Source organism: Schumannella sp. GW821-FHT10F01, from assembly GCF_058809295.1.
This window is the reverse complement of record NZ_JBXASM010000009.1, coordinates 1-23,571: the sequence shown is the minus strand read 5'-3', so window position 1 is coordinate 23,571 and position 23,571 is coordinate 1. Positions and strand designations below refer to the sequence as shown.

Genomic DNA, 23,571 nt, shown 5'->3' with positions numbered 1-23,571 from the left:
CGGGCGTAGGGTCGATGACATGGACTTCGATCCGGACGGCGGACACCAGCGCCGAGCCAGCCTCGAGGTGCTGCGCGCCGAGGCGCAGGACGAGCTGGGCACGGTGGTGCTCGAGCGGCTCCACGCCGGCGAGGACCCCTGGGCCTTCATGGAGGAGATCCCGTCGGTCGACGAGCTCGTCGTCTGGACGCTCCGCGCCGAGATGATCCGCCGCGACGGCTCGCGGCTGCCGACCTCCGAACGGGACTACCGCATGCTCCGCCAGATCGCGCTCGCCTACCCGGCCCTCACCACCACGGTGTGGTCGATGATCGGCCGCCTCGACGAGCGGCGCAGCGCATGAGCGCCGTGCTCGTCGTGCTCGATATCGCCGCCGACGGACTGGTCCGCGGCTCCCGGCGCGTCGACTCGACCGCCGCGGTGCTCAGCGCCGCCGACCTCGCCGCCACGCGCGGCGACGGCGTCTTCGAGACCGTCAGCATCGCGCACGGGCACCCGCAGGCCCTCGAGGCGCACCTGGCCCGGATGGCGCGGTCCGCGATCATGCTCGACCTCGGCGCCGTCGACATCGACGGCTGGCGGGCGGTCGTGCGCGACGTCGCGACGGCGATGGCGTCCGAGCCCGAGTCATGGGTCAAGATCGTGCTCTCCCGCGGCGTGGAGGGCTCCGGGATCCCGAGCGGATTCGCCTGGGGCGCCGCCTCGCCGGATCACCGCGCCGCGCGGGCCGACGGCATCCGCGCCGTGACGCTCGACCGCGGCCTCCGCTCGGATGCCGCCGCGACCTCGCCGTGGCTGCTCGCGGGCGCGAAGACCCTGAGCTACGGCGTCAACATGGCGGCGAAGCGCGAGGCGGCTCGGCGCGGCGCCGACGACGTGATCTTCACCTCCACCGACGGCTTCCTGCTCGAGGGCCCCACCGCGAACCTCGTCCTCCGCGTCGCCGGCGAGCTCGTCACGCCGTCGCTCGAGCTCGGCATCCTGCCCGGCACGTCGCAGGCGGACCTGTTCCGCTGGGCGGAGGGGGCCGGCATCCCGACCGCGTACCGGCGGCTGCCGGTGTCGGCGCTCGACGACGCGGATGCCGCCTGGCTCGTGTCGAGCGTGCGGCACGCCGCGCCGCTGCACACGATCGACGACCGACGGCTCGACGTCGACCGCGAGCTCACCGCCGCGGGCAACGCGTTCCTGCTCGCCCGCACCGAGTAGCGCGCCCGACCCCGAGGCCGGCGGCCGGCTAGTGCGGCCGATGATGATGTCGCCGACGGGCGTCAGCGCGAGACGCGCCGAGCACGACCGCGAAGGCCACTCCGATGCCGAGCCCCACGGCGACTCCCCCGCCGATGTCGTGCATGCCGATGCCGAGCGCGATCCCGAGCACCAGTCCGGCCGCAGCCCCCACGACCCAGCTGAACGGGTCGTTCGGGAAGGCCGGTCGCTCGTTCCGATCTGTTCCGTTGTCCCCCATACGGGGCACAGTACGTCGATCCGGCGCCGAGGGGGAGGGATTCTCAGGGAACGGGCCGCGCGAGCGTGCGCGGGAATGAGAAAGGGGCCGGTCTCCCGGCCCCTCCCGCCCATTCGAGACCAGGTCTCGCGCGGCTGTCCCTCCAGAGGACGATGGTGCACACTGGCGGCGGTGATCCGGAATTCACGACCGGGGCTACCCCCGTATTCCCGGTGCACTTCGACGGGATCACCGCCGCCTCTAGTCCCCCGACTAGTGCAGAACCGAAGCTATCCGGCGGTGCGCGGCCGCCGCTCCCCCCACATGGGGTCACCCCCGATCGGGGGACGCGCCGGACATGACGAACGGCCCCCGCGCCCGCGTTCCCCCCGGCTGTGCGGGCGATCGCGCGGCGCGCGCCACCCGCAAGCGGGAGCGCTGCCACGCGCCGTCATGCACGGCGCGAGCTGTCGCGACGATGCGCAAGCGCACCGCGGCGACCGGGTTCGTCGAGGCCTCGAGGGCCGTTCTGTCACCGGGAGTTCATCCGCCTTTCGGCTTCCGTTCTCCGCAGTGAGATGACTATCCCAGCGCGACCGAGGCCGCGCAAGACGTCAACTCTGACTAGATGGTTGAGGCTTCGACGGCCTCGGTCAGCATGGCGACCAGGGCCTCCAGCTGCACCGAGCCGGCGACCGTGTCGTCGCCCGTCTCGCCGTCGAGCGCACGGGCCGCGAGACCCGCCTTCGCGTCGATCAGCTCGGCGATGCGGCCGTCCACCGTCTGCGCGGCGATGATGCGCCACGCGGTGACCGGCAGCGACTGGCCGATGCGGTGCACGCGGTCGATCGCCTGGGTCTGCTCCGCATCCGTCCAGCTCAGCTCGGCGAGCACGACGTTCGACGCGGCCTGCAGGTTCACGCCGACGCCGGCCGCCGTGAGCGAGCAGACGGCGACCGCGACCTCCGGGTCGTTGGCGAACGCGTCGATCTGCCCCTGACGGGCGGTTGCGGTCTGGTCGCCGCGGATCGAGATCGTCTTCAGCCCCGCCTGGCGGAACTGCTCGGTCGCGCGGTCCATCACGTCGATGTGCTTCGCGAAGAACACGACCTTGCCCACGTTGCGGGCGAGGTTGATCGTGTAGTCGGCCGCCGGCGAGGCCTTCGCCTGGCCGATCCGGCGCACCATCGTGAAGACGTTGTCGCCCTTGGCGCCCTCGCCGCCGGTCGCGCGGCTCTCCTCGAGCTCCGCGTTCGCGACGAGCCGCACGAGGTCGGCGGGATCGGCGTCCGGACGCGTCGCGCGCACCCGGCGGTAGCGCTCCAGCAGGCGGGCGACGAGCGCGCGCTCGGCCTCGCGGATCGAGCGGCCCTCCTCGCCGTCGAGCTCCACCGGGATGTCGGCGATGCGGCGGGCGGGGATGTCGGCGGCGACGTCGCTCTTCTTGCGGCGCACGATGCCCATCTCGACCACGGCGCTGCGGGCCGCGGCGAAGAAGCCGGGGTCGCCCGGGGTGAGCCCGGTGTCCTCGAGCCGGTGCATGAGCTCCGGCAGGGGCTGCTTCTCGTCGATCCAGCCGAGGTACTGCCAGATCATCCGGAAGTCCTCGATCTGGTTGATCAGGGGCGTGCCGGTGAGGGCGATCATGAGGGCGTTCGGGAGGCGTCCGCGGATGCTCTTCGAGAGCGTCTGCACGTTGCGCGAGCGCTGCGAGTCGCGGTTCTTGATGAAGTGCGCCTCGTCGACGATCATGCCCTTGAACCCGCGGTTCGAGAGCCAGCTCACGTGCCGGTCGAGCACCTCGTAGTTCACGACCACGATGTCGGCGAACGCGTCGAGGTCGCGGCCGTCGCCGTGCACGACGGTGACCGCGCGACGCGGCGTCCACTTCTGCACCTCGCGCGCCCAGTTCATCTTCACGACGTTGGGCACGACGACGAGCAGCGGGTACGAGTTCGTCACGCTCGCGGCGAGCAGCGCCTGCGCCGTCTTGCCGAGGCCCGGCTCGTCGGCGAGCAGGTAGGTGCGGTGGCCCTCCTTGGCGCTCTCCACGAAGCGCGCCTGGTGGCGCATGAGCTCGAGGCCGCCCGGCGTCTGCAGCGGACCGGTGCCCGGCAGGTCCATGGTGGCCGCGCTGCCGCCCATCTCGAAGCTGCGGAACAGCGGGTCGATGAGCTCCCAGTTCGAGAGCCGGCCGGTGATCTGCGGCTTGGCCTGCACGCCGCTGAAGTCGGGCGCGAGGAACGGGTTCGACATCCGGTACTGCCGCACCGACTGCGGCACGACCTGGCGCGCCTGCTCCTCGGTCGGCTTCGGCGCCGGCTCGGCCGCGATCACGAGGTCGTCGGGGCTGAGCTCCGTGCCGGCGTCGAGCAGCATCCCGCGCCGCACCTCCTGCGCGGCGGCGGTGAGGGGCGACGTGTCGGTGAGCAGCTGGATCAGGCTCGTGTCGCGCGCGGCGCTCTTCGCCATGATCGTCGCGATGCCCTCGAGCCGCGTCAGCTCCTTGGTCCGCTCGCCGTCGGCGAGGGTGCGGTCCGCCTTGATGCGGGCGCGCTCCTCGCGCACCAGCATCGCGACGACGCGGAACCGGACGCGCCCGGAGGCGTTGACCTTCCCGCGCTCGGCCGCGCTCTCGATCGCACGGACCGTGCGCGCGAGGACGGGGATGATGCCCGCCTCGTCGGCATGCACGCGGCGACGCTGCTGCTGCGAGCGGTGCCCCGACGTGCGCGGGGCCTGCTTCTGGCCAGATGGGGCCATCGTTCTCCTCGGCTCCGCCTCGGCGGCGCCCACTGTTCGACCCGTCGGATGCGGATCGGTTCTGCTTCGGCGCCGACGAGCGGTCGGGCTCTGCGATCTCAGACCCGGTCTTCAGACCGGTGAGTCGTGCGCCGATGACGAGCATACCGCACGGTCTGCCTCGGAGGGCCGGGAATCCGGGCATCCGGGCGCGTCGCGGGACGGCGGAGCCTCGCGGCGCTCAGCGGCGGGCGCCGCTTCCCCGGGCCGCGTTGCGGTCCTCGGTGTTGCGCTGCTTCACGGTGATGCCGATCGCGAGGAACGCGATCGCGGCGAGGTACTGCGCGCCGCCCCACCACGGGCCGGAGAACTCGAACGGCAGCACCGGGTTCCAGATCACGACGATCGCGGCGATCACGGGCAGCCACCACCAGTGCCTCGCCTGCAGCACGAACCAGCCCACGATGAGGCCGAGGATCGCGACGAGGAACCGGATGATCAGGAAGGCGTCCGAGGTGAGCAGCAGCGTGCCCGCCAGCAGCGCGATCATCGCGACGAGGCCGGGCGCCAGCGCGTAGCGCCGGAAGGGGGCGTCCGGGTAGCGCCGCTGCGTCGTCCCGCGTCCCGATGCCACCTCGCAAGCCTACGGCCGCGACGCGGTCCTCCCGTCCGCGGCCGACCTAGGCTCGCACCATGCCTTCCGAGCATCCGACCGGTCAGGAGGACGCCGCCCTCGAGCGCTTCCGCGAGCTGCTGCGCATCCCGACGGTGTCGCGCCCCGAGGGCTCGGACGACGCCGCCCTCGCCGCGCTCCACGAGGCGATCGCCCGGCTGTACCCGCGGGTGCAGGCACTCGGGCCCGAGCTGATCGCCGGCCGCTCGCTCCTGCTGCGCTGGCCCGGCCGGTCCCCCGATGCGCCGTCCGTGCTGATGGCGCACCAGGACGTCGTGCCGGCCGACGAGGGCGGCTGGCGGCATCCGCCCTTCGGCGCCGAGCTCAGCGGCGAGGTGGTCGGCGCGCGCGACGAGCGCGTGCTCTGGGCGCGCGGCGCGATCGACGACACCGGGATGCTGGCCGGCCTCCTCGAGGCGGTGGAGGCCGCGCTCGCGGACGGGATCGTGCCGCAGCACGACGTCTGGCTCGCGTTCGGGCACGACGAGGAGGTCGGCGGCACGGGCGGCCGGGCGCTCGCGGACACCCTCCGGGAGCGCGGCGTCCAACCCGCTCTGGTGCTCGACGAGGGCGGGGCGATCGTGCGCGGCGTCTTCCCCGGCGTGACCGCGCCGCTCGCCGCGATCGGCGTGAGCGAGAAGGGGATCGCCTCGGTCGAGCTCGTCGTGGAGCAGCGCGGCGGGCACGCGTCCACCCCGCCGCGCACGACGGCGACGGAGCGCCTGGCCGCCGCGATCGTCCGGCTCGGACGGCGGCCCGCCCGGGCGTCGCTGCCCGAGCCGGTGCTGCAGATGCTGCTCACCCTCGCGCCGCACGCCGGCGGCGTGCTCGGCACGGTGCTGCGGCGCGCGCGGCTGCTGCGTCCGGTGCTGCCGGCGGTGCTGGCCTCCCGCGGCGAGCAGACGGCGGCGATGGTCCGCACCACGCGCGCGGTCACCCGGCTCAGTGGCAGCGCGGCCGACAACGTGCTGGCCGAGCGGGCGCGCGCGATCGTCAACGTGCGGGTCGCGGTCGACAGCACGCTCGCGGCGGCGGTCGCCGACATCGAGCGCGCCGTCGCGGATCCCGAGGTCGCCGTGCGGCTCGTCGAGGGCAGCGAGCCCTCCCCGATCAGCCCCGCGGAGGGGCCGGCCTGGGAGCGGATCACGGCCGCCGTCGCGGCGGTGCGCCCCGACGTCGTCCCGGTGCCCTACGTGCAGAACGGCGCCACCGACGCCCGCTGGTTCGCGCGCTGGTGCCCGGCGGTCTACCGGTTCAGCCCGTTCGAGATCTCCGCCGACGAGCTCGCGAGCCTCCACGCGATCGACGAGCGCATCCGTGTCGCCGCGTGGCACGAGGGCGTGCGGATCCTCGGCGCGCTCGTCCGCTCGCTCTGAGCTCCCCGGCCGTTCCGCTCCGCGCGCCGGAGTGCCATGCTCGGCGCATGCCAGACACCCCGGAGCGCGCGGCGGGCCGCGCGCGGCTCGACGTCATCGCCCAGGAGCTGCTCGCGCGCCCCGGGATCTCGTGGATGCGGATGTTCGGCGCCGAGGGCCTGTCGGTGAACGGCAAGGTGTTCGCGTTCGCCGACTCGACCGGCGCGCTCGTGGTGAAGCTGCCGGAGGCACGCGTGGCGGAGCTCGACGAGTCGGGGCAGGCGTGTCCGATGGTCATGCGCGGGCGCCCGATGCGCGAGTGGGCGACGCTCGGGCTCGACGCCGGTGACGAGCTGTGGCACGACCTCGTCGTCGAGGCGCACGCGTTCGTCGCGGAGCTGACCGCGCGCTAGATCATGGCCTTCGTGTGCCAGACCGTCTTCGTCTCCGTGTAGCGCAGCACCCGCTGCAGCGACCGCGCGGGCACACCCGGCTGCGGGTCCGACACGCGCTTCAGCGTGTCCGCCGCCGCGATCACCAGGTCGACCCACTCGAGCGCGCCGGCGCCGGCGAGGTCGAGCGCGTTGACGTCGGCGTGCGAGGCGAGCCACGGTGTGATCTCCGCCGGCGAGCCGGTGAGGATGTTCACGACGCCGCCGGGCACGTCGCTCGTCGCGAGCACCTCCGCCAGGCTGATCGCGCCGAGCGGATGCTGCTCGTCCGCGATGACGACGACCGCGTTGCCGGAGACGAGCGCCGGCGCGAGCACGGCGGTGAGGCCGAGCAGGCTCGCGCCGCTCTCCTCCTGCGGCGCGACGACCGCGACGACGCCGGTCGGCTCGGGCACCGAGATGTTGAAGAACGGCCCGGCGACCGGGTTGCCGGCCCCCGCGACCTGGGCGTACTTGTCCGCCCAGCCCGCGTACCAGACCCAGGTGTCGACGGCCGCGTCGACCTGCGCGCGGGCGGCCGCGAGCGACACGCCCTCCGACGCGCGGACCTCCTCGGCGAACTGCTCGGCGCGCCCCTCGAGGAGCTCGGCGATCCGGTAGAGCACCTGGCCGCGGTTGTAGGCGGTCGCGCCGGCCCAGCCGGACACGGCCGCGCGGGCCGCGACCACCGCATCCCGCGCGTCCTTCCGGCTCGCCTGGGCGACGTTCGCGAGGAACTGGCCCTTCGGCGTCAGCGCGGGGTAGGTGCGGCCGCTCTCGGAGCGCGGGAACTTCCCGCCGATGAACAGCTTGTACGTCTTCGGCACGGCGAGGCGGCTCACTTCGCGGATCCCTTCTTGCGCTCGATGCGCGCGGCCCCGTCGGCCCGCCGCGCGTCGACGAACCGGGCCGGCGCGGGCGCGCCAGCCGGCTCGAGGTAGGCGCCCAGCCCGTGCCGGCCGCCCTCGCGGCCGTAGCCGGACTCCTTGTATCCGCCGAACGGCGACGCCGGATCGAAGCGGTTGAACGTGTTCGCCCAGACGACGCCGGCGCGGAGCCGGTCGGCGACGGCGAGGATCTTCGACCCCTTGTCGCTCCAGATGCCCGCGGAGAGGCCGTACGGCGTGTTGTTCGCCTTCGCGATCGCCTCGGCCGGCGTGCGGAACGTCATGATGCTGAGCACCGGGCCGAAGATCTCCTCGCGGGCGATGCGCGACGAGGTCGAGACGCCGTCGAAGATCGTCGGGGCGAACCAGAACCCGTTCTCCGGGATGTCGCAGGCGGGGCTCCAGCGCTCGGCGCCCTCCGCCTCCCCCGCGGCCGACAGCTCCGTGATGCGCTGCAGCTGCTCGGCGGAGTTGATCGCGCCGATGTCGGTGTTCTTGTCGAGCGGATCGCCGAGCCGGAGGGTCGTCATCCGCGCCTTGAGGCGGTCGACGACCTCGTCGTGCACGCTCTCCTGCACGAGCAGGCGGGAGCCGGCGCAGCAGACGTGGCCCTGGTTGAAGAAGATGCCGTTGACGATGCCCTCGACGGCCTGGTCGATCGGGGCGTCGTCGAACACGATGTTCGCCGCCTTCCCGCCGAGCTCGAGCGTGAGCTTCTTGCCCGTGCCCGCCGCGCTGCGCGCGATCTGGCGGCCGACGGCGGTGGAGCCGGTGAAGGCGATCTTGTCGACGTCGCCGTGCTCGACGAGCGCGCGGCCCGTGTCGCCGGCGCCGGTGATGATGTTCACGACTCCCGGCGGCAGGTCGGCCTGCTGCACCACGTCCGCGAACAGCAGCGCGGTCAACGGGGTCGTCTCGGCCGGCTTCAGCACGACCGTGTTGCCGGCCGCGAGGGCGGGAGCGATCTTCCACGCGAGCATGAGCAGCGGGAAGTTCCACGGGATGACCTGCGCGGCGACGCCGTGCGGCTTCGGCCCGGCGCCGAGGCCCGCGTAGTCGAGCTTGTCGGCCCAGCCGGCGTAGTAGAAGAACCAGGCGGCCACGAGCGGCACGTCGACGTCGCGGCTCTCGCGGATCGGCTTGCCGTTGTCGAGGCTCTCGGCGACCGCGAACTCGCGGGCGCGCTCCTGCAGCAGCCGCGCGATCCGGAACAGGTACTTGCCGCGATCGGCGCCGCTCGTCTTCGACCAGACGCGATCGTAGGCGCGGCGCGCGGCCGCGACGGCGCGGTCCACGTCGTCGGCGCCGGCGGTCGCGACGGTCGCGATCTTCTTCTCGGTGGCGGGCGAGATGGTGGCGAAGGGCGTGCCGGATCCCGCGCTCCACCCGCCGTCGATGAACAGCCCGTAGTCCTTGCGCAGGTGCAGCAGCGCGGTCGACTCGGGCGCCGGGGCGTACTCGAGGAAGCTCATGGTCAGTCCATCGTCACGTAGTCGGGGCCGCTGTAGCGGCCGGTGGTCAGCTTCTGGCGCTGGAGCAGCACGTCGTTGAGCAGGCTCGACGCGCCGAAGCGGAACAGGTGCGGCTGCAGCCATTCCTCGCCCGCCGTCTCGGCGACGGTCACGAGGTACTTGATGGCGTCCTTCGAGGTGCGGATGCCGCCCGCCGGCTTCACGCCGATCCGCTCGCCGGTGAGGCGGTGCCAGTCGCGCACGACCTCGAGCATGAGCAGCGTCACGGGCAGCGTCGCCGCGGGGCTGACCTTGCCGGTCGAGGTCTTGATGAAGTCGCCGCCGGCGAGGATCGCGAGCCAGGAGGCGCGGCGCACGTTGTCGTACGTCGCGAGCTCGCCCGTCTCGAGGATGACCTTGAGGCTCGCGCTCGACCCGTCCGGCCGGCGGCACGCCTCCTTCACCTGCACGATCTCGTCGAAGACCTTGCCGTAGCGGCCCTCGAGGAACGCGCCGCGGTCGATGACCATGTCGATCTCGTCGGCGCCGGCCTCGACCGCGTCGCGGGTGTCGGCGAGCTTCACGGCGAGCGAGGCACGGCCGCTCGGGAACGCGGTGGCGACGGCCGCGACGGAGATGCCGCCGTGGTCCGGGTCGCCGTGCGCCGAGCCGAGCGCCTCGACGGCGTTCGGCACCATGTCGCCGTACACGCAGACCGCCGCGACCCGCGGCGTGCCGGGGTCGGCCGGGTCGGGCGTCAGCGCCTTCGCGACCAGGGAGCGGACCTTCCCGCGGGTGTCAGCGCCCTCGAGCGTCGTGAGGTCGATGAGGGCGATGATCCTGTCGAGGGCCCAGGCCTTCGAGGTGGTCTTGATGGAGCGCGTGCCGAGTCCGGCGGCGCGCTGCTCGAGGCCGACGGCGTCGACGCCGCTGAGGCCCTCGAGGTGGAGCCGGAGGCTCGTCTCCGTGAGATCGCCGCCGAGCAGCCGCACGGCGCGATCCGCCGGCGCGAGCGCCAGCGAGTCGGGGGTGGTGGTCATGCAACGACCCTATGCCGTGGCCCCGGCCGCGGGGTCAGCGGGCGATCCGCGCCTCGGCGTCGGCGAGGTGCGCCGCGTAGTCGGCGCCGCGGTCGAGCTCCCAGCGCTCCCAGTTCACCGGATGCCCGCGCAGCAGGTCCTCGAGCTGGTCCAGCCGGGTGCTCCACGAGGCGATGCGCGGCGGCAGGAACGGGGCGTCCATGTCGGGCCCGATCTCGATGCGGAGGTCGGTCGAGCTGTCGCGCGAGCCGCCGACGGCCTCCGTGAGCGTCACCGCGACCTCGCCGAGGTCGTCCGAGGCGACCGCGAGCGACGCGGGCTCCTCGAGCTCGAGCACGTCCGATCCGTCGACGAGCCGGGCCGTCGGATGCAGCCAGCCCTCGACCAGCACCGGGTCGACCAGGGCCTCCCAGACGAGCGCGCGCGGCATGTCGATCCTGCGCTCCACCACCGCCCGGGCCATGCGGCGATTGTACGGCGGCGGGGCGCTGCCGGCGCGGCGTGCGGGCCGCGCCACGCCGCTACGCTGAACGCCATGACCGCGACGACGCCGGCCCTCGCACTCGCCCTCGACCTCGGGGGCACGAAGGCGGAGGCCGCACTCGTCGGGGCCGACGGCGCCGTCGTCGCCGGCACCCGCTTCCGGCGCCCGACCGGGCCCGCCGCCTCGTCGGACCAGCTCTGGGAGGCCGTGGCCGGCGTCGTGGCCGACGCCCTCGCCGCCCGTCCCGTCGGCGCCGAGGTCGCCGGCGTCGGGATCGGCTCGGCCGGGCCGATCACGGTCGCCTCGGGCCTCGTCTCGCCGCTCAACCTCGCCGTCTGGCGCGACTTCCCGCTGCGCGACCGCGTCGCCGAGCTCACCGGGCTGCCCGTCCGGCTCGAGATGGACGGCGTCTGCATCACGCTCGCCGAGCACTGGGTCGGCGCCGCGCAGGGCGTCGACAACGTGATGGGCATGATCGTGTCGACCGGCATCGGCGGCGGCCTCATCCTCGGCGGGCGCACCGTCGCCGGCCCGACCGGCAACGCCGGCCACATCGGGCACGTCGAGGCGGCCGGGTTCGACGACCCGTGCCCCTGCGGCGGCGCGGGCTGCCTCGAGGCGATCGCCTCCGGTCCGAACACGGTGCGCTGGGCGCGGTCGCAGGGCTTCACCGGCACGACCGGCGAGGACCTCGCGGCGGCGCACGCGGCCGGCGACCCGATCGCGATCGCGGCCGTCGAGCGCTCCGGCCGCGCGATCGGCCAGGGCCTCGCCTCCGCGACGGCCCTCATCGACCTCGAGCTCGTCGCGATCGGCGGCGGCTTCTCGCACGTCTCCCCCGCGCTCTTCGACGCCATGCGCGCGGCGGTCGCGAAGCGGGTCGTGTTCGGCTTCGTCACGAAGGTGCGGATCGTGCCGTCCGGCCTGTCCGGCGACGGCCCGCTCGTCGGCGCGGCCGCGCTCGTGCACCGGCCCGAGGTGCTCGGCCGCACCGTCTGAGCCCGCTCAACGGCGGGCGGCGAGCTCGTCCTCGACGTACGACGGGCGGCGCAGCATCACCGCGGCCGGCACCGCCGGCAGCGCGATGACCAGCAGGTAGATCAGCGACGCCGTCCATCCCCCGGTCGCGTCGTGCAGCAGGCCGACGACGAGCGGCCCGAGTCCGCCCACGATGTAGCCGACGCCCTGCGCGAAGCCGCTCAGCGCGACCCCGCCGAGCGCGGTGCGCGCCCGGGTCGGGATGAGGTAGAGCGCGAGCGGGAACAGGCTCGGGCCGAGCCCGTAGACGAGCACCCACAGCCACGGCGCCGCCGCCGGCGCGAGCAGCAGGCCGCCGGCGCCGAGCAGCAGGAAGGCGACGCAGACGAGCACGATCGGCAGCACGCTGCGCAGCCGCGAGGCGAGCAGCGGCACCAGGAACGAGCCCGGGATGCCGGCGGCCGCGAACACGGCGAGCATCGTGCCCGCCTCCGCGCGATCCACGCCCGCGAGGTCGACCAGCAGCTGCGGGAGCCAGGCCACCCCGACGTACACCGCCGTGCTCGACGTGCCGAACACGAGCGCGATGGCGACGGCGGTGCGCGAGCGCCCGACGCCGCGCGGTGCGGCCTCGACCTGCTCGATCTCGGCGGTGGCCGCCGCCTCGACCTCGGCGATCGCCGCGCGGCGGCGTCCGGCCAGCAGCGCGATCCACGGCGGTGCCGCGAGCACGGCGACCGCGAGCCAGACCGCGAGCGAGACGCGCCAGCCGGCGGTGTCGGCGACCGGCACGGCGACCCAGGCGGGCACCGCCGTGGAGACCGACAGGATCGCGGCGTAGAGCGCCGTGACCGCGCCGACGCGGTCGGGGAAGAAGCGCCGCACGAGCGGCGGCACGAGCACGTTGGCGGCGCCGATGCCGGCGAGGATCACGACGCTCGCGGCCAGCAGCACCCACTCGCTCGGGGCGACGGTGCGCAGCAGGTGCCCCACGACGATGAGGCCGATGGCGCCGAGCAGCGTCCGCTCGAGACCGGCCCGGCGAACGACGAGCGGCACGAGCAGCCCGCTCGCGGCGAACGCGAACGGCGGCAGCGCGCCGATCACCGAGATGACGAGCGTCGAGAGCCCGATGTCGGCGCGGATGTCGTCGACGATCGGCGAGATCGACGAGACGGCGGTGCGCAGCGAGACGGCGATGAGCACGATGCCGGCGAACGCGAGCACCCCGCCCCGGGCGCGCGCGGACGCCGCGGTCACTGCGGCAGCCGGGCGGTGCCGGAGGTCGGCGGGTAGCCGAGCAGCTCGCGGATGCGCACCTCGTCGGCGTGCATCTGCTCGACGAGCGCGTCCGCCGACTCGAAGCGGTTCATCGGGCGGATGTACTCGACGAACTCGACCTCGATGACATGGCCGTAGAGGTCGCGGCGCTCATCGAGCAGGTGCGCCTCGAGCTGCTTCTCGGGCACCCCCTCGAACGTCGGGTTGTTGCCGATCGACGTCGCCGCGCCGAACACCCGCGCGTCGCCGTCGACCCGCACCCGGGTCGCGTACACGCCGTCGCGCGGCAGGTAGCCCTCGTGCGCCTGGGCGAGATTCGCGGTCGGATAGCCGAGCGTGCGGCCGCGGGCCTCGCCGTGCACCACCTCGCCGCGGACGGACGGCGCATGGCCGAGCACCTCCGCGGCCTCGGCGACGCGGCCCTCGTCGAGCAGCGTCCGCACCATCGTCGAGGAGGCGCGCGGTGCCTCGCCGACCGGCACGTCGTCGACGACGAGCACCTCGAAGCCGAGCCGCGGGCCGAGCTCGCGGAGCACGTCGACGTCGCCCGCGCCGCCCGATCCGAAGCGGAAGTCGCTGCCGACGAGCACCAGGCGGGCGTGCGTCACGTCCTCGAGCACGTGCGCCGCGAACTCCTCGGGCGTCTGCGCCGCGAACGCGTGGTCGAAGGTGAACTCGATCACGGCCTCCGCTCCCGCCTCCGCGAGCAGCTCGGCGCGCTGGGCGCTCGACACGAGCTCCGGCGGGCAGCGGTCGGGGGCGATGAGCGCCAGCGGGTTGCGGTCGAACGTGATCGCGACGGGCACCAGATCCCGCGCCCGCGCCTCCGCGACGAGCCGCCCGATGAGGGCGCGGTGCCCGACGTGGACGCCGTCGAACTTGCCGATCGTGACGGCGGACGGGCCGAAGCCGGGCGGCACCTCCTCGGCGCCGCGGTAGAGCGTCACGCCGCCGCCTCCGCCGGTCCCGTCCGGCGCGAGCGCAGCCAGAGCAGTCCGAGCACGGGGAGCACGAGCGGGATGCCGAGGTAGCCGGCGCCGTACCAGCTCCAGACCGTCGACTGGCGGCCGAACGGGTTCGGGTCGCTGATGCCGAGCAGCTGCGGCGCGACGAGGCTGATCGTGCCGATGACGAGCACGCCGACCAGCTCGAAGCCGATCGTCGCCCAGGCCACGCGGTTCCAGCCCTCGCCGGGGGCGACGAGCGCGATCGTGGCGAGCAGGTAGACGACCGCGGCCATCGCCGACAGCGAGTAGGCGACCGGCGCCTCCCCGAACCGGGTCAGGATCTGCGTGACGCTGCGGCCGGTCGCGCCGATCGCGAGGATCGCGTAGACGGCGACCAGCACGCGGCCGAGGCCCCGGGAGCGGGAGGAGCGGTTCATCGGCTCCCACAGTACTGAAACCGCGCGGCCGCGACCGGACACGGCGGGCTGCTCAGGAGCCCTGCACGGTCCAGATGATCTGCATCCGCCACAGCATGACCGCGACCGCCAGCGCCGCGATGCCGAGCACGACCGTGCCCCAGCGCGTCCGGTCCGTCAGCGCCCAGACGAGCGCGCCCGGGGGGATGATCGCCGCCGCGATGAGGTACGCCCAGAACTCGACCGGATTGCCGGTCGGCGGGTTGCCGGCGAACGGGGCGGCGATCGCGATCACGATCTGCGCGACCAGCGCGAGCTCGACGACGGCGAGCGGCAGCACGCTCGCGTCGCCGGGTCGGCGCCCCGCCAGTCCGAGCACGACGCAGAGCAGCCCGACGATGAGCGCGAGCGCGACCTCGGCGATCGTGTAGCCGAGGATCACGCCAGCACCTCCGCGGTCGGGAAGTTCACGAGCACGCGCGCCCGGCCCGCGGTGGTCTCCACGAGCCCGGCCAGACGGCCGTCCGGCGTCAGCGCGGCGACGACCGGAGCGTCGGCGAGCGGATCGGCCGGATCCGCGATCACCGGCCGCTTGCCCTGCATGAGCTCGCCGAGGGCCGTCTCCTCGAGCGTGAGGCCGGGGTAGAGCGCCGTCGCGACGGCCGCGGGCTCGCGCCGGGAACGCAGCACCTCGTCGTCGGGCGGCACCGCATCCTCGACCGAGAACGGGCCGATCCGGGTGCGCCGCAGTGCGCGGAGGTGACCGCCCACGCCGAGGTCGGCGCCGAGGTCGCGGGCGAGGGCCCGCACGTAGGTGCCGGACGAGACCGTCACCCGCACGTCGAGCTCGACAGCCCGGCCGAGCCGGCGCTCCTCGAGCACCTCGAAGTCGTCGACGCGCACGCGGCGCGACTTCAGCTCGACCTCCTCGCCGTTGCGGGCGAGGTCGTAGGCGCGGCGCCCGTCGACCTTGATGGCGCTGAACGTCGAGGGCACCTGCTCGATGTCGCCGGTGAGGCGCGCGATGCCGGCGTCGATGTCGGCGCGGCGGATGGCGGACGCGTCCGCGTGCTCGATCGTCTCGCCCGCGGCGTCGTCGGTCGTGGTCGACTCCCCCAGCCGGATCGTCGCCGTGTAGTCCTTGTCGAGCCCGACGAGGTAGGTCAGCAGCCGCGTCGAGCTCTCCAGGCCGAGCAGCAGCAGCCCGGTCGCGAGCGGATCGAGCGTGCCGGCGTGGCCGACCTTGCGGGTGCCGGCGGCGCGGCGCACGAGCGAGACCACGTCGTGGCTGGTGATGCCGAGCGGCTTGTCGACGAGCACGACGCCGCTGTCCGGCTTCGGCCGGTCGGGGCGGGACGGCCGGTCGGTCACGCCCGCCACGCTAGCAGTCGGGCCCCGCCGCTCCCCCGCCCAGCCCTAGGCTCGGACCGTGCGGATCGGGGTTCTCGGGGCGGGCGCCATCGGCGGCACGATCGCCGCCACCCTCGACCGGGCGGGGCACGAGGTCGCGGTCACCGCACGCGGCGAGCACCTCGCCGCGATCCGGGCGCTCGGGCTGTCGCTCTCCGGCGCCTGGGGCGACCACGTCGCGCACCCGGAGGCGGACGACGTGCTGCACGGCGCGTTCGACCTCGTCGTCGCGGCCACGAAGGCGGCGGATGCGCCGGCCGCGCTGCGCTCCAGCGCCGAGAGCCTCGCGGGCATCCCGGTCGTCGTCGTGCAGAACGGGCTCGACGGCATCCGCGTGCCCCAGGAGGCGGTTCCGGCGGCGCGGATCGTCGGCGGGCTCTCGATGATCGCGGCCTCCTTCCTGCGCCCCGGCGAGGTCACGGTCACCACGGGGCTCCCGACCGTGCTCGGCGTGGCCGCCGGCGACGACGTCGCGCCCCGCGACGCGGCCGCCGAGCTGCTCGCCGACGGCATCCCGATCCGCGTCGTCGACGACTTCGCCGGCGCGCAGTGGACGAAGCTGCTCGTGAACCACGTCAACGCGCTGCCCGCGATCACGGGCCTCAGCGTGCAGGAGACGATCGCCGACGCCGGGCTGCGCCGCGTGCTCACCGCGAGCATGCGCGAGTCGGTGCGGATCGCCCGGGCGGCCGGCGTGCGCTTCGCCGAGCTCGGCGGACTGGACGACCGCATCCTCACGCTGGTCGGCGCGGCCCCGCTCGCGCTCGGAGGCCTGCTCCCCCGCGCGATGGCGCGCCGGATGGGGCCGGTGCCGAATCCCGGCTCGACGCTGCAGAGCATCCGCCGCGGCGTGCGCACCGAGATCGACGCGCTCAACGGCGCGGTCGTGCGGGTCGCCCGCGAGCACGGGCTCGACGCCCCGATCTCCGCCGCCCTGACGGCGCTCGTGCACGAGGTGGAGGACACCGGCCGCTTCGTCCCGCCCGACGAGGTCACCCGGCGCGTGCCGGCCTAGCGGGCCGGTCAGCAGGCGTCGGCGAAGATCCGGCGCGGGTGCTCCGGATCGCGGCCGTCGACGAGCGCGGAGGCCGCGCCGCGCGGATCCTGATCGGCGAGGGCGCGAGACCACTCCGGGTCGTCCGCCACCGCACGGCCGGCGTCGTCGTACCGGCCGCCCGTGGGCAGGTCGACCCAGAGCGACCAGTTCCAGAGCCGTCGCAGCTCGGGCCGCAGCAGGTGGCGTCCCGCGACGACGAGCACGGCATCCGGTCCGGCGGTCACCCACTCGGACTCGACGTGGGCGTCGCGGGCCGGGTCGTAGACGCCGAGCTGGAAGCCGGCGCCGCCGCCGAGGCGGAACGGGTCGATCAGCGCGCGGCGCAGGGCGAGCACGTCGAGCCGCTCGCCGTAGCCGGTCAGCGCGCCGTCGCCCTCGATCGGCTGCGACGAGGGCCGGGAGAACCGCGCGGTCTCGGCCGCGAACGCCGTGCGGCCCTCGTCGCGCAGCTCCGCGACCAGATCGTGCGCCAGCTCGACGACCCCGTCGGCTGGTCCGCCGGTCACCGCGACGATCACGCGGCCGCGGCCGTAGTGCTGCAGGAACTCGCCTGCCACGGCGCGGAGCGTGTCCCGCTTCGCCGGAGCCCATCTCGCCATGCCGCTCAGCCTAGGGTGGGCGGGTGGATGCGGCCGGGGCGATCGCGGAGTGGTTCCCTCGAGCGGCGCGCGACCTCCCCTGGCGCCGGCCGGGCTTCCCGGCGTGGGGCTCGCTCGTCAGCGAGTTCATGCTCCAGCAGACCCAGGTCTCCCGCGTGATCCCCCGGCTGGAGGAGTGGCTCGAGCGCTGGCCCACGCCGGCGGATCTCGCCGCCGCGCCGGCCGGCGAGGCCATCCGGGCCTGGGGCGGGCTCGGCTACCCGCGCCGCGCGCTCGCGCTGCACGCCGCCGCGACCGCGATCGCCGAGCACCACGGCAACGTGGTGCCCGACGACGTCGACGAGCTGCTCGCCCTCCCCGGCATCGGGCCGTACACCGCACGGGCGATCGCGGTCTTCGCCTACGGCCACCGGCATCCGGTCGTCGACACGAACGTGCGCCGGGTGCTGGCCCGCGCCGTCGAGGGGCGGGCGCTGCCCGGTCCGCCGTCCACCCGCCGCGATCTCGCGCTCATGGAGGCCTTCCTGCCCGAGGATCGGGCCACGGCCGCGCTCGTCAACGCGGGCACGATGGAGCTCGGCGCGATCGTCTGCACGGCCCGCTCGCCGCAGTGCGACGCCTGCCCGATCGCGGACCGCTGCGCGTGGCGCGCCGCCGGCTATCCGGCCGCCGAGCCGGACGCGCCGCGTCCGCCGCGGCAGGCGCGCTTCGAGGGGTCCGACCGGCAGGTGCGCGGACTGCTCCTGCGGGAGCTCCGCGGGTCGGACACGCCGGTGCCGGCCGCGGCACTCGACGCGGTCTGGCCGGACGCCGACCAGCGCGGGCGCGCGCTCGCCGGCCTGGTGCGCGACGGACTCGTCGTCGGCGACGCGGGGCGCGGCTACACGCTGCCGGACTGAGCGCGCCGCCGTGTGACACGCTGGCGGAGTGACCGCCACCTCCGTCCGGCTGACCCGCGCCGACGCGGACGACGCCCTCCGCACCGCCCTCGCGGCGCTCCCCGCCTCACTCGGGATCGCCCCGGACTTCCCGCCGGAGGTGCTCGCCGAGGCGCAGCGCGCCGCGGCCGCCCCGGTGCTGCCCGACGACGACGCGACGGACGTCGACCTCGTCACGATCGACCCGCCGGGGTCGCTCGACCTCGACCAGGCGCTCGGCATCGAGCGCGACGGCGCCGGCTGGATCGTGCACTACGCCATCGCGGACGTCGGCGCGTTCGTCGCCCCGGGCGGTCCGCTCGACACCGAGACCCGGCGGCGCGGGCAGACGCTGTACGCCCCGGACGGCCGCATCCCGCTGCATCCGCCCGTGCTCGGCGAGGGCGCGGCGTCGCTGCTCGAGGGCGCGCTGCGCGGGGCGTTCCTCTGGCGGTTCCGCCTCGACGGCGACGGCGTGGTGCGCGAGACCGCGCTGACCCGGTCGCGCGTGCGCAGCCGCGCGCGGCTCGACTACGCCGGCGTGCAGGGCGACCTCGACGCCGGTCGGGCGACCGGGCCCGTCGCGCTGCTGCCGGCGGTCGGCGCGGCCCGCCGGCACCAGGAGCTGCTCCGCGGCGGCGCGAGCCTGCCGACGCCGGAGGTGGAGATCGAGCCCGACGGGGACGGCTACCGGCTCACGCGGCGGCGACCGCTCCCCGTCGAGGGCTGGAACGCGCAGCTCTCGCTCATGACCGGGATGGCGGCGGCCGACCTCATGCTCGCGGGCGGCGTCGGCATCCTGCGCACCATGCCCGCCGCCGAGCCGGAGGCCCTGGCGCGCTTCCGGCGGCAGGCCGCGGCGCTCGGGCTGCCGTGGCCCGGGGACGCGCCGTACGGCGCGTACCTGGCCGGCCTCGACCTCGACGACCCCCGCTCGCTGGCGGTGCTCCACGCCGCAGCGTCGCTGTTCCGCGGCGCCGGCTACGTCGCGTTCGATGCCGCCCGCGGCGTCGCGGCGCCGCCCGACCCGATCCAGAGCGCGCTCGCCGCGCCGTACGCGCACGTCACGGCGCCCATCCGGCGCCTCGTCGACCGGTTCGGGCTGCTCGTCTGCGCCGCCCTCGCCGCCGGCGGCACCCCGGACGACGCGGTCCGCGATGCGCTGCCCGCGCTCCCGCCCGCGATGGCGGCATCCGGGGCCCTCGCCGGGCGCCTCGACCGGGCGGCGATCGACACCGTCGAGGCCGGGCTGCTCGCCCCGCGGGTGGGCGAGGAGTTCGACGCCACCGTGATCGCGGCCTCGCCCGGGAAGGGCACGATCCAGCTCGACGACCCGGCGGTCAGCGCGTCCTGCACGGGAGAGCTCGAGCCGGGCACGCGCATCCGCGCCCGGCTCGAGACCGCCGACATCGCCTCCGCGACGGTCCGCTTCAGCCGCGCGAGCTGACCGCGACGACGGGATCCGCACGAGCGGATGTCGCCGGGACGGGGCACACTGGAGCGATGCCGGAGCTCCCGGAGGTGCACGCCCTCGCGGCGGACCTCGGCGCGCGCCTGACCGGCCGCCGGATCGAGCGGCTCCAGCTCGTCTCGTTCGCGGTGCTGAAGACCTACGACCCGCCGGTGTCCGACCTCGCGGGTCGCGAGTTCACCGGCGCGACCCGGCACGGCAAGTTCCTCGACCTGCTCGTCGACGGCGCCGGAGACGACGACGGACTGCACCTCATCATCCATCTCGCCCGGGCCGGCTGGCTCCGCTGGCGGCAGAGCGCGCCCGCGCCGATGACGAGGCCGGGCAAGGGGCCGCTCGCGGCGCGGCTCGTGCTCGACGACGGCTCCGGCTTCGACGTGACGGAGGCCGGCACGAAGAAGTCGGTCGCGATCTGGCTCGTGCGCGACCCGTCCGAGGTGCCGCGGATCGACACGCTCGGTCCCGATCCGATGGAGGACGCCTTCACCGAGGCGGCGTTCGCGGCGATCCTCGCCGCACGCGGACGGGAGCGCATCAAGGGCGTGCTGCGCAACCAGCACGTGATCGCGGGCATCGGCAACGCCTACTCCGACGAGATCCTGCACGCGGCCCGGATGTCGCCGTTCAAGGGCGCCGACATGGGACCGGACGACGTCCACGTGCTCTACAACTCGCTCCGCGACACGCTGGCCGGCGCCGTCGCCCGCGCGGACGGGGTGGCGGCGTCGGAGCTCAAGGCCGAGAAGAAGACGAACCTGCAGGTGCACGGCCGCTTCGGCGAGCCGTGCCCGGTGTGCGGCGACACGATCAAGCAGGTGGTCTACGCCGATTCGACGTTCCAGTACTGCCCGACCTGCCAGACGGGCGGCAAGCCGCTCGCCGACCGCGTGCTCTCGCGGCTGCTGAAGTAGCGGCGCGCTCAGCGCACCATCCGCAGCGCCTCCACCGGATGTCCGGCGAGCTGGTGCGTCTCGCGCGTGCCGTCGTCGCGGAAGCCGTTCCGGCGGTAGAAGGCCTGCGCGCGGGGATTCTCGAGGGCGACCGTGAGCGAGGCCGGCCGGCGGCCGAGCACCGCGTCGAGGAGCTCCTGGGCAGCGCCGCTGCCGTGGTGCGCCGCGAGCAGGTAGATGCCGCTGAGCACCTCCGGGCGGATCGCGCCGGGATCGTCCGCACGAGCCGACCCGGCCCAGCCGACCAGCCCCGCGGACGGGTGCACCGCCACCGCGACCGTCGCCTCCGGGCGCCCGAGGATCCCGGTCCACATCGCGAGCCGGTCCTCGATCCGCAGCGCGGCGAGGGCCTCGCCCGGAACCAGACCCGCGTAGGTCTCGCGCCAGGCGACGACGTGCACGCGCGCGATCGCCTCGGCGTCGGCGGGCACGGCGGCGCGGACGATCACGCGATCAGTCCTCGTCGTCGTCGTCGTCGCGCGGCTTCACGTACGGGTCCTCGTCTCCCGCGTAGCTGGCGCCCGCGGCCAGCGTCGCCGCGGCCGCGTCGCGGTCCGACGCCTCCCGCAGCAGCGACTCGATGGCCGCCGCGTTCTCGGGCACCGCGTCGGCGATGAACTCGAGCGACGGCGTGAGACGCGCGGTGATGTTGCGGCCGACCTCGGTGCGCAGCATCCCCGTCGCGGCCTTGAGCGCCGCGGCCGAGTCGACCCGCTCCTCGTCGGAGCCGTACACCGTGTAGAAGACCGAGGCGTGCTGGAGGTCGCCCGTCACGCGCACGTCCGTGATCGTGACGAAGCCGAGCCGCGGATCGCGGAGGCCCTTCTCGAGCCGCCGCGCGATGATCTCGCGGATCCGGTCGGCCATCTTCGCCGCTCTGTCGTTGTTCGCCATGTGCGTCACCTCGCTCTGCTGCCGTGACGAAGGACGGGATGGCGCGGGCCGGAGCCCGCACCATCCCGATCGCCGTGCGTCAGGCGCGCGGCTTCTCCTTCATCTCGATCGTCTCGATCTCGTCGCCGATCTGGATGTCGTTGAACTTGCCGAGGCCGATGCCGGCCTCGAAGTCCGTGCGGACCTCCGTGACGTCGTCCTTGAACCGACGCAGCGACTCGATCGCCAGGTTGTCGCCCACCACGACGCCGTCGCGGATGACCCGCGCCTTCGCGTTGCGGGTGATCGTGCCCGAGCGGACGAGCACACCGGCGATGTTGCCGAACTTGGAGGAGCGGAAGACCTCGCGGATCTCCGCGACGCCCGACTGCACCTCCTCGTACTCCGGCTTCAGCATGCCCTTGAGCGAGTTCTCGATGTCCTCGAGCGCGGCGTAGATGACGCTGTAGAAGCGCACATCGATGCCCTCGCGCTGCGCCCGCTCGCGCGCCTTCACGTCCGGACGGACGTTGAAGCCGATCACGATCGCGTTGTCGATGGTCGCCAGGTCGATGTCCGACTCGGTGACCGCGCCGACGCCGCGGTGCAGGATGCGCAGCTGGACGCTGTCATCGACCTCGATCTTGAGGAGCGACTCCTCCAGCGCCTCGACGGCACCGGACACGTCGCCCTTGATGATGAGGTTGAGGCTCTCGACCTTGCCCTCCTCGAGGGCGCGGGTGAAGTCCTCGAGCGAGATGCGCTTGCGCGCCTTCGCCAGCTGGGCGTTGCGCTCGACGGCCTCGCGCTTCTCGGCGATCTGGCGGGCCGTGCGGTCCTCCTCGGTCACCAGGAAGGTGTCGCCGGCGCGCGGCACGGACGAGAGTCCCTGCACCTGCACCGGACGCGAGGGCCAGGCCTCGTCGACCGGGTCGCCGTTCTCGTCCATCATCGCCCGCACGCGGCCGTAGGCCGTGCCCGCGACGATCGCGTCGCCGACGCGCAGCGTCCCCGACTGGATGAGCACGGTCGCCACGGCGCCGCGTCCCTTGTCGAGCTTCGCCTCGATGGCGACACCGCGCGCGTCCTTGTTCGGGTTCGCGCGCAGGTCGAGCCCGGCGTCCGCGGTGAGGAGCACCGCGTCGAGCAGCTCGGTGATGCCGGTCTTCTGCGTGGCGGACACGTCGACGAACATGACGTCGCCGCCGTACTCCTCCGCGACCAGGCCGAACTCGGTGAGCTGCTGGCGCACCTTGGCGGGGTTGGCCCCCTCCTTGTCGACCTTGTTGACCGCGACCACGACCGGCACGCCGGCCGCCTGGGCGTGGTTCAGCGCCTCCACCGTCTGCGGCATGATGCCGTCGTCGGCGGCGACCACGAGGATCGCGATGTCGGTCACCTGGGCACCACGGGCTCGCATGGCCGTGAAGGCCTCGTGACCCGGGGTGTCGATGAAGGTGATCGCGCGCTCGATGGCCTCGTGCTCGGTCCACACCTGGTAGGCGCCGATGTGCTGCGTGATGCCGCCGGCCTCGCCCGCCACGACGTTCGCCTGGCGGATCGCGTCGAGCAGCTTGGTCTTTCCGTGGTCGACGTGACCCATGACGGTGACCACCGGCGGGCGGATCTCCAGGTCGGCGTCGTCCTCGTCGGCGAGCTCCTGCTCGAGGTCGATGTCGAAGCCCTCGAGGAGCTCCTTGTCCTCGTCCTCGGGCGAGACGATCTGGATCTTGTAGCCCAGCTCGTCGCCGAGCACGCCGAAGGTCGCCTCGTCGAGCGACTCGGTCGCGGTCGCCATCTCACCGAGGTGGAACAGCGCCGTGACGAGCGCGCCCGGCTGGACGGAGATCTTCGTCAGGGTCTCGATCTTGTCCGCGAGGTCCGAGATCGAGGCACCGCGGCGGAGGCGGATGATCGCCCCGTTGCCGTTGGGGATCGCGACGCCGCCGAGCGACGGCGCCTCCCTCATCTCGAATTCTGCGCGCTTCGTGCGCTTCGACTTGCGGGCCTTGCTCTTGCCGCCACCGCGGCCGAACGCGCCGGCCGTGCCGCCGCCGGGTCCACGACCGCGACCGCCGCCGCCGCCGGGACGACCGGCGTAGCCGCCGCCCGGACGCTGGGCGAAGCCGCCGGCACCCGCGCCGCCACCGGCGCCGCCGGGA

Annotated in this window: 25 protein-coding genes; 9 read left to right on the top strand and 16 right to left on the bottom strand. The window is 74.3% G+C overall.

Annotated elements, in window-relative coordinates:
* The first annotated feature begins 19 nt into the window (after positions 1–19).
* Together AC1RSJ_RS11325 and AC1RSJ_RS11320 are read left to right on the top strand one after the other, a co-directional pair.
* The gene (locus AC1RSJ_RS11325; RefSeq protein ID WP_493118492.1) at positions 20–343 is read left to right on the top strand and encodes a tryptophan synthase subunit alpha; all 324 of its coding nucleotides are present in this window, start codon (positions 20–22) and stop codon (positions 341–343) included.
* Complete coding sequence (locus tag AC1RSJ_RS11320) at positions 340–1,209, top strand: aminodeoxychorismate lyase (protein WP_493118491.1); 870 nt, start codon at positions 340–342, stop codon at positions 1,207–1,209. Before AC1RSJ_RS11325 ends, AC1RSJ_RS11320 begins: the two co-directional genes overlap by 4 nt.
* Before the next feature lie 28 nt (positions 1,210–1,237).
* Here the strand turns inward: AC1RSJ_RS11320 and AC1RSJ_RS11315 are convergent, their stop codons facing one another.
* The 3 genes from AC1RSJ_RS11315 to AC1RSJ_RS11305 all read right to left on the bottom strand — a co-directional run bounded on the left by AC1RSJ_RS11315 (position 1,238) and on the right by AC1RSJ_RS11305 (position 4,823).
* Positions 1,238–1,468, bottom strand: a complete 231-nt coding sequence (locus AC1RSJ_RS11315) for a hypothetical protein (protein WP_493118490.1) — start codon at positions 1,466–1,468, stop codon at positions 1,238–1,240.
* Between the two features lie 603 nt (positions 1,469–2,071).
* Complete coding sequence (locus tag AC1RSJ_RS11310) at positions 2,072–4,210, bottom strand: DEAD/DEAH box helicase (protein WP_493118489.1); 2,139 nt, start codon at positions 4,208–4,210, stop codon at positions 2,072–2,074.
* A gap of 220 nt (positions 4,211–4,430) precedes the next feature.
* Positions 4,431–4,823 (bottom strand): DUF6804 family protein, encoded by a 393-nt coding sequence (locus AC1RSJ_RS11305; RefSeq protein ID WP_493118488.1) that lies wholly within the window; start codon positions 4,821–4,823, stop codon positions 4,431–4,433.
* A gap of 59 nt (positions 4,824–4,882) precedes the next feature.
* Here AC1RSJ_RS11305 and AC1RSJ_RS11300 point away from each other — a divergent pair, with 59 nt between their 5' ends.
* A complete protein-coding gene (locus AC1RSJ_RS11300) occupies positions 4,883–6,238 on the top strand; it encodes a M20/M25/M40 family metallo-hydrolase (RefSeq protein ID WP_493118487.1) in 1,356 nt (451 codons plus the stop codon).
* A 47-nt stretch (positions 6,239–6,285) separates the two neighbouring features.
* A complete protein-coding gene (locus AC1RSJ_RS11295) occupies positions 6,286–6,630 on the top strand; it encodes a hypothetical protein (RefSeq protein ID WP_493118486.1) in 345 nt (114 codons plus the stop codon).
* Here AC1RSJ_RS11295 and AC1RSJ_RS11290 read toward each other — a convergent pair.
* The 4 genes from AC1RSJ_RS11290 to AC1RSJ_RS11275 are packed head-to-tail and all read right to left on the bottom strand — an operon-like array spanning position 6,627 to position 10,489.
* Complete coding sequence (locus tag AC1RSJ_RS11290; protein ID WP_493118485.1) at positions 6,627–7,490, bottom strand: aldehyde dehydrogenase family protein; 864 nt, start codon at positions 7,488–7,490, stop codon at positions 6,627–6,629. The two genes, AC1RSJ_RS11295 and AC1RSJ_RS11290, sit on opposite strands and share 4 nt — an antisense overlap.
* Entirely contained in the window at positions 7,487–9,007 is a 1,521-nt protein-coding gene (locus AC1RSJ_RS11285; RefSeq protein ID WP_493118484.1) for an aldehyde dehydrogenase family protein, read from the bottom strand. The genes AC1RSJ_RS11290 and AC1RSJ_RS11285 overlap by 4 nt, the downstream gene beginning before the upstream one ends.
* A gap of 2 nt (positions 9,008–9,009) precedes the next feature.
* Entirely contained in the window at positions 9,010–10,026 is a 1,017-nt protein-coding gene (gene deoC, locus AC1RSJ_RS11280) for a deoxyribose-phosphate aldolase (protein WP_493118483.1), read from the bottom strand.
* A 34-nt stretch (positions 10,027–10,060) separates the two neighbouring features.
* The gene (locus tag AC1RSJ_RS11275) at positions 10,061–10,489 is read right to left on the bottom strand and encodes an SRPBCC family protein (protein WP_493118482.1); all 429 of its coding nucleotides are present in this window, start codon (positions 10,487–10,489) and stop codon (positions 10,061–10,063) included.
* Positions 10,490–10,561: 72 nt separating this feature from the next.
* Between AC1RSJ_RS11275 and AC1RSJ_RS11270 the strand changes: the two genes are divergently transcribed.
* A complete protein-coding gene (locus AC1RSJ_RS11270; protein ID WP_493118481.1) occupies positions 10,562–11,509 on the top strand; it encodes an ROK family protein in 948 nt (315 codons plus the stop codon).
* 6 nt (positions 11,510–11,515) lie between these two features.
* Here the strand turns inward: AC1RSJ_RS11270 and AC1RSJ_RS11265 are convergent, their stop codons facing one another.
* From AC1RSJ_RS11265 to truB, 5 genes are read right to left on the bottom strand one after another with little or no spacing between them, the layout of a single operon-like run.
* Positions 11,516–12,748: an MFS transporter gene (locus AC1RSJ_RS11265; RefSeq protein WP_493118480.1), complete on the bottom strand. Its 1,233-nt coding sequence runs from the start codon at positions 12,746–12,748 to the stop codon at positions 11,516–11,518.
* Positions 12,745–13,716: a bifunctional riboflavin kinase/FAD synthetase gene (locus AC1RSJ_RS11260; RefSeq protein WP_493118479.1), complete on the bottom strand. Its 972-nt coding sequence runs from the start codon at positions 13,714–13,716 to the stop codon at positions 12,745–12,747. Before AC1RSJ_RS11260 ends, AC1RSJ_RS11265 begins: the two co-directional genes overlap by 4 nt.
* Positions 13,713–14,153 carry a hypothetical protein gene (locus tag AC1RSJ_RS11255; protein WP_493118478.1) on the bottom strand — a complete coding sequence of 147 codons (441 nt, stop codon included), beginning with the start codon at positions 14,151–14,153 and terminating at the stop codon, positions 13,713–13,715. Before AC1RSJ_RS11255 ends, AC1RSJ_RS11260 begins: the two co-directional genes overlap by 4 nt.
* A gap of 52 nt (positions 14,154–14,205) precedes the next feature.
* Complete coding sequence (locus tag AC1RSJ_RS11250; protein ID WP_493118477.1) at positions 14,206–14,574, bottom strand: hypothetical protein; 369 nt, start codon at positions 14,572–14,574, stop codon at positions 14,206–14,208.
* Positions 14,571–15,503, bottom strand: a complete 933-nt coding sequence (truB, locus tag AC1RSJ_RS11245; protein ID WP_493118476.1) for a tRNA pseudouridine(55) synthase TruB — start codon at positions 15,501–15,503, stop codon at positions 14,571–14,573. The genes AC1RSJ_RS11250 and truB overlap by 4 nt, the downstream gene beginning before the upstream one ends.
* Positions 15,504–15,561: 58 nt before the next feature.
* Here truB and AC1RSJ_RS11240 point away from each other — a divergent pair, with 58 nt between their 5' ends.
* Positions 15,562–16,557: a ketopantoate reductase family protein gene (locus AC1RSJ_RS11240; protein ID WP_493118475.1), complete on the top strand. Its 996-nt coding sequence runs from the start codon at positions 15,562–15,564 to the stop codon at positions 16,555–16,557.
* A gap of 8 nt (positions 16,558–16,565) precedes the next feature.
* Here the strand turns inward: AC1RSJ_RS11240 and AC1RSJ_RS11235 are convergent, their stop codons facing one another.
* Positions 16,566–17,198 (bottom strand): nucleoside/nucleotide kinase family protein, encoded by a 633-nt coding sequence (locus AC1RSJ_RS11235; RefSeq protein WP_493118474.1) that lies wholly within the window; start codon positions 17,196–17,198, stop codon positions 16,566–16,568.
* A 23-nt stretch (positions 17,199–17,221) separates the two neighbouring features.
* Between AC1RSJ_RS11235 and AC1RSJ_RS11230 the strand changes: the two genes are divergently transcribed.
* The 3 genes from AC1RSJ_RS11230 to AC1RSJ_RS11220 are packed head-to-tail and all read left to right on the top strand — an operon-like array spanning position 17,222 to position 20,497.
* Entirely contained in the window at positions 17,222–18,097 is an 876-nt protein-coding gene (locus AC1RSJ_RS11230) for an HhH-GPD family protein (RefSeq protein ID WP_493118473.1), read from the top strand.
* 28 nt (positions 18,098–18,125) lie between these two features.
* Positions 18,126–19,562, top strand: a complete 1,437-nt coding sequence (locus AC1RSJ_RS11225; protein ID WP_493118472.1) for an RNB domain-containing ribonuclease — start codon at positions 18,126–18,128, stop codon at positions 19,560–19,562.
* Positions 19,563–19,618: 56 nt separating this feature from the next.
* Positions 19,619–20,497, top strand: coding sequence for a DNA-formamidopyrimidine glycosylase family protein (locus tag AC1RSJ_RS11220; protein WP_493118471.1), 879 nt, complete (start codon positions 19,619–19,621; stop codon positions 20,495–20,497).
* Positions 20,498–20,505: 8 nt separating this feature from the next.
* Here the strand turns inward: AC1RSJ_RS11220 and AC1RSJ_RS11215 are convergent, their stop codons facing one another.
* The 3 genes from AC1RSJ_RS11215 to infB all read right to left on the bottom strand — a co-directional run.
* Complete coding sequence (locus AC1RSJ_RS11215; protein ID WP_493118470.1) at positions 20,506–20,985, bottom strand: GNAT family N-acetyltransferase; 480 nt, start codon at positions 20,983–20,985, stop codon at positions 20,506–20,508.
* A gap of 4 nt (positions 20,986–20,989) precedes the next feature.
* Positions 20,990–21,430 carry a 30S ribosome-binding factor RbfA gene (gene rbfA, locus AC1RSJ_RS11210; protein WP_493118469.1) on the bottom strand — a complete coding sequence of 147 codons (441 nt, stop codon included), beginning with the start codon at positions 21,428–21,430 and terminating at the stop codon, positions 20,990–20,992.
* 79 nt (positions 21,431–21,509) lie between these two features.
* Positions 21,510–23,571, bottom strand: a 2,062-nt coding sequence (infB, locus tag AC1RSJ_RS11205; RefSeq protein ID WP_493118468.1) for a translation initiation factor IF-2, incomplete at its 5' end; no start/stop codon positions are given.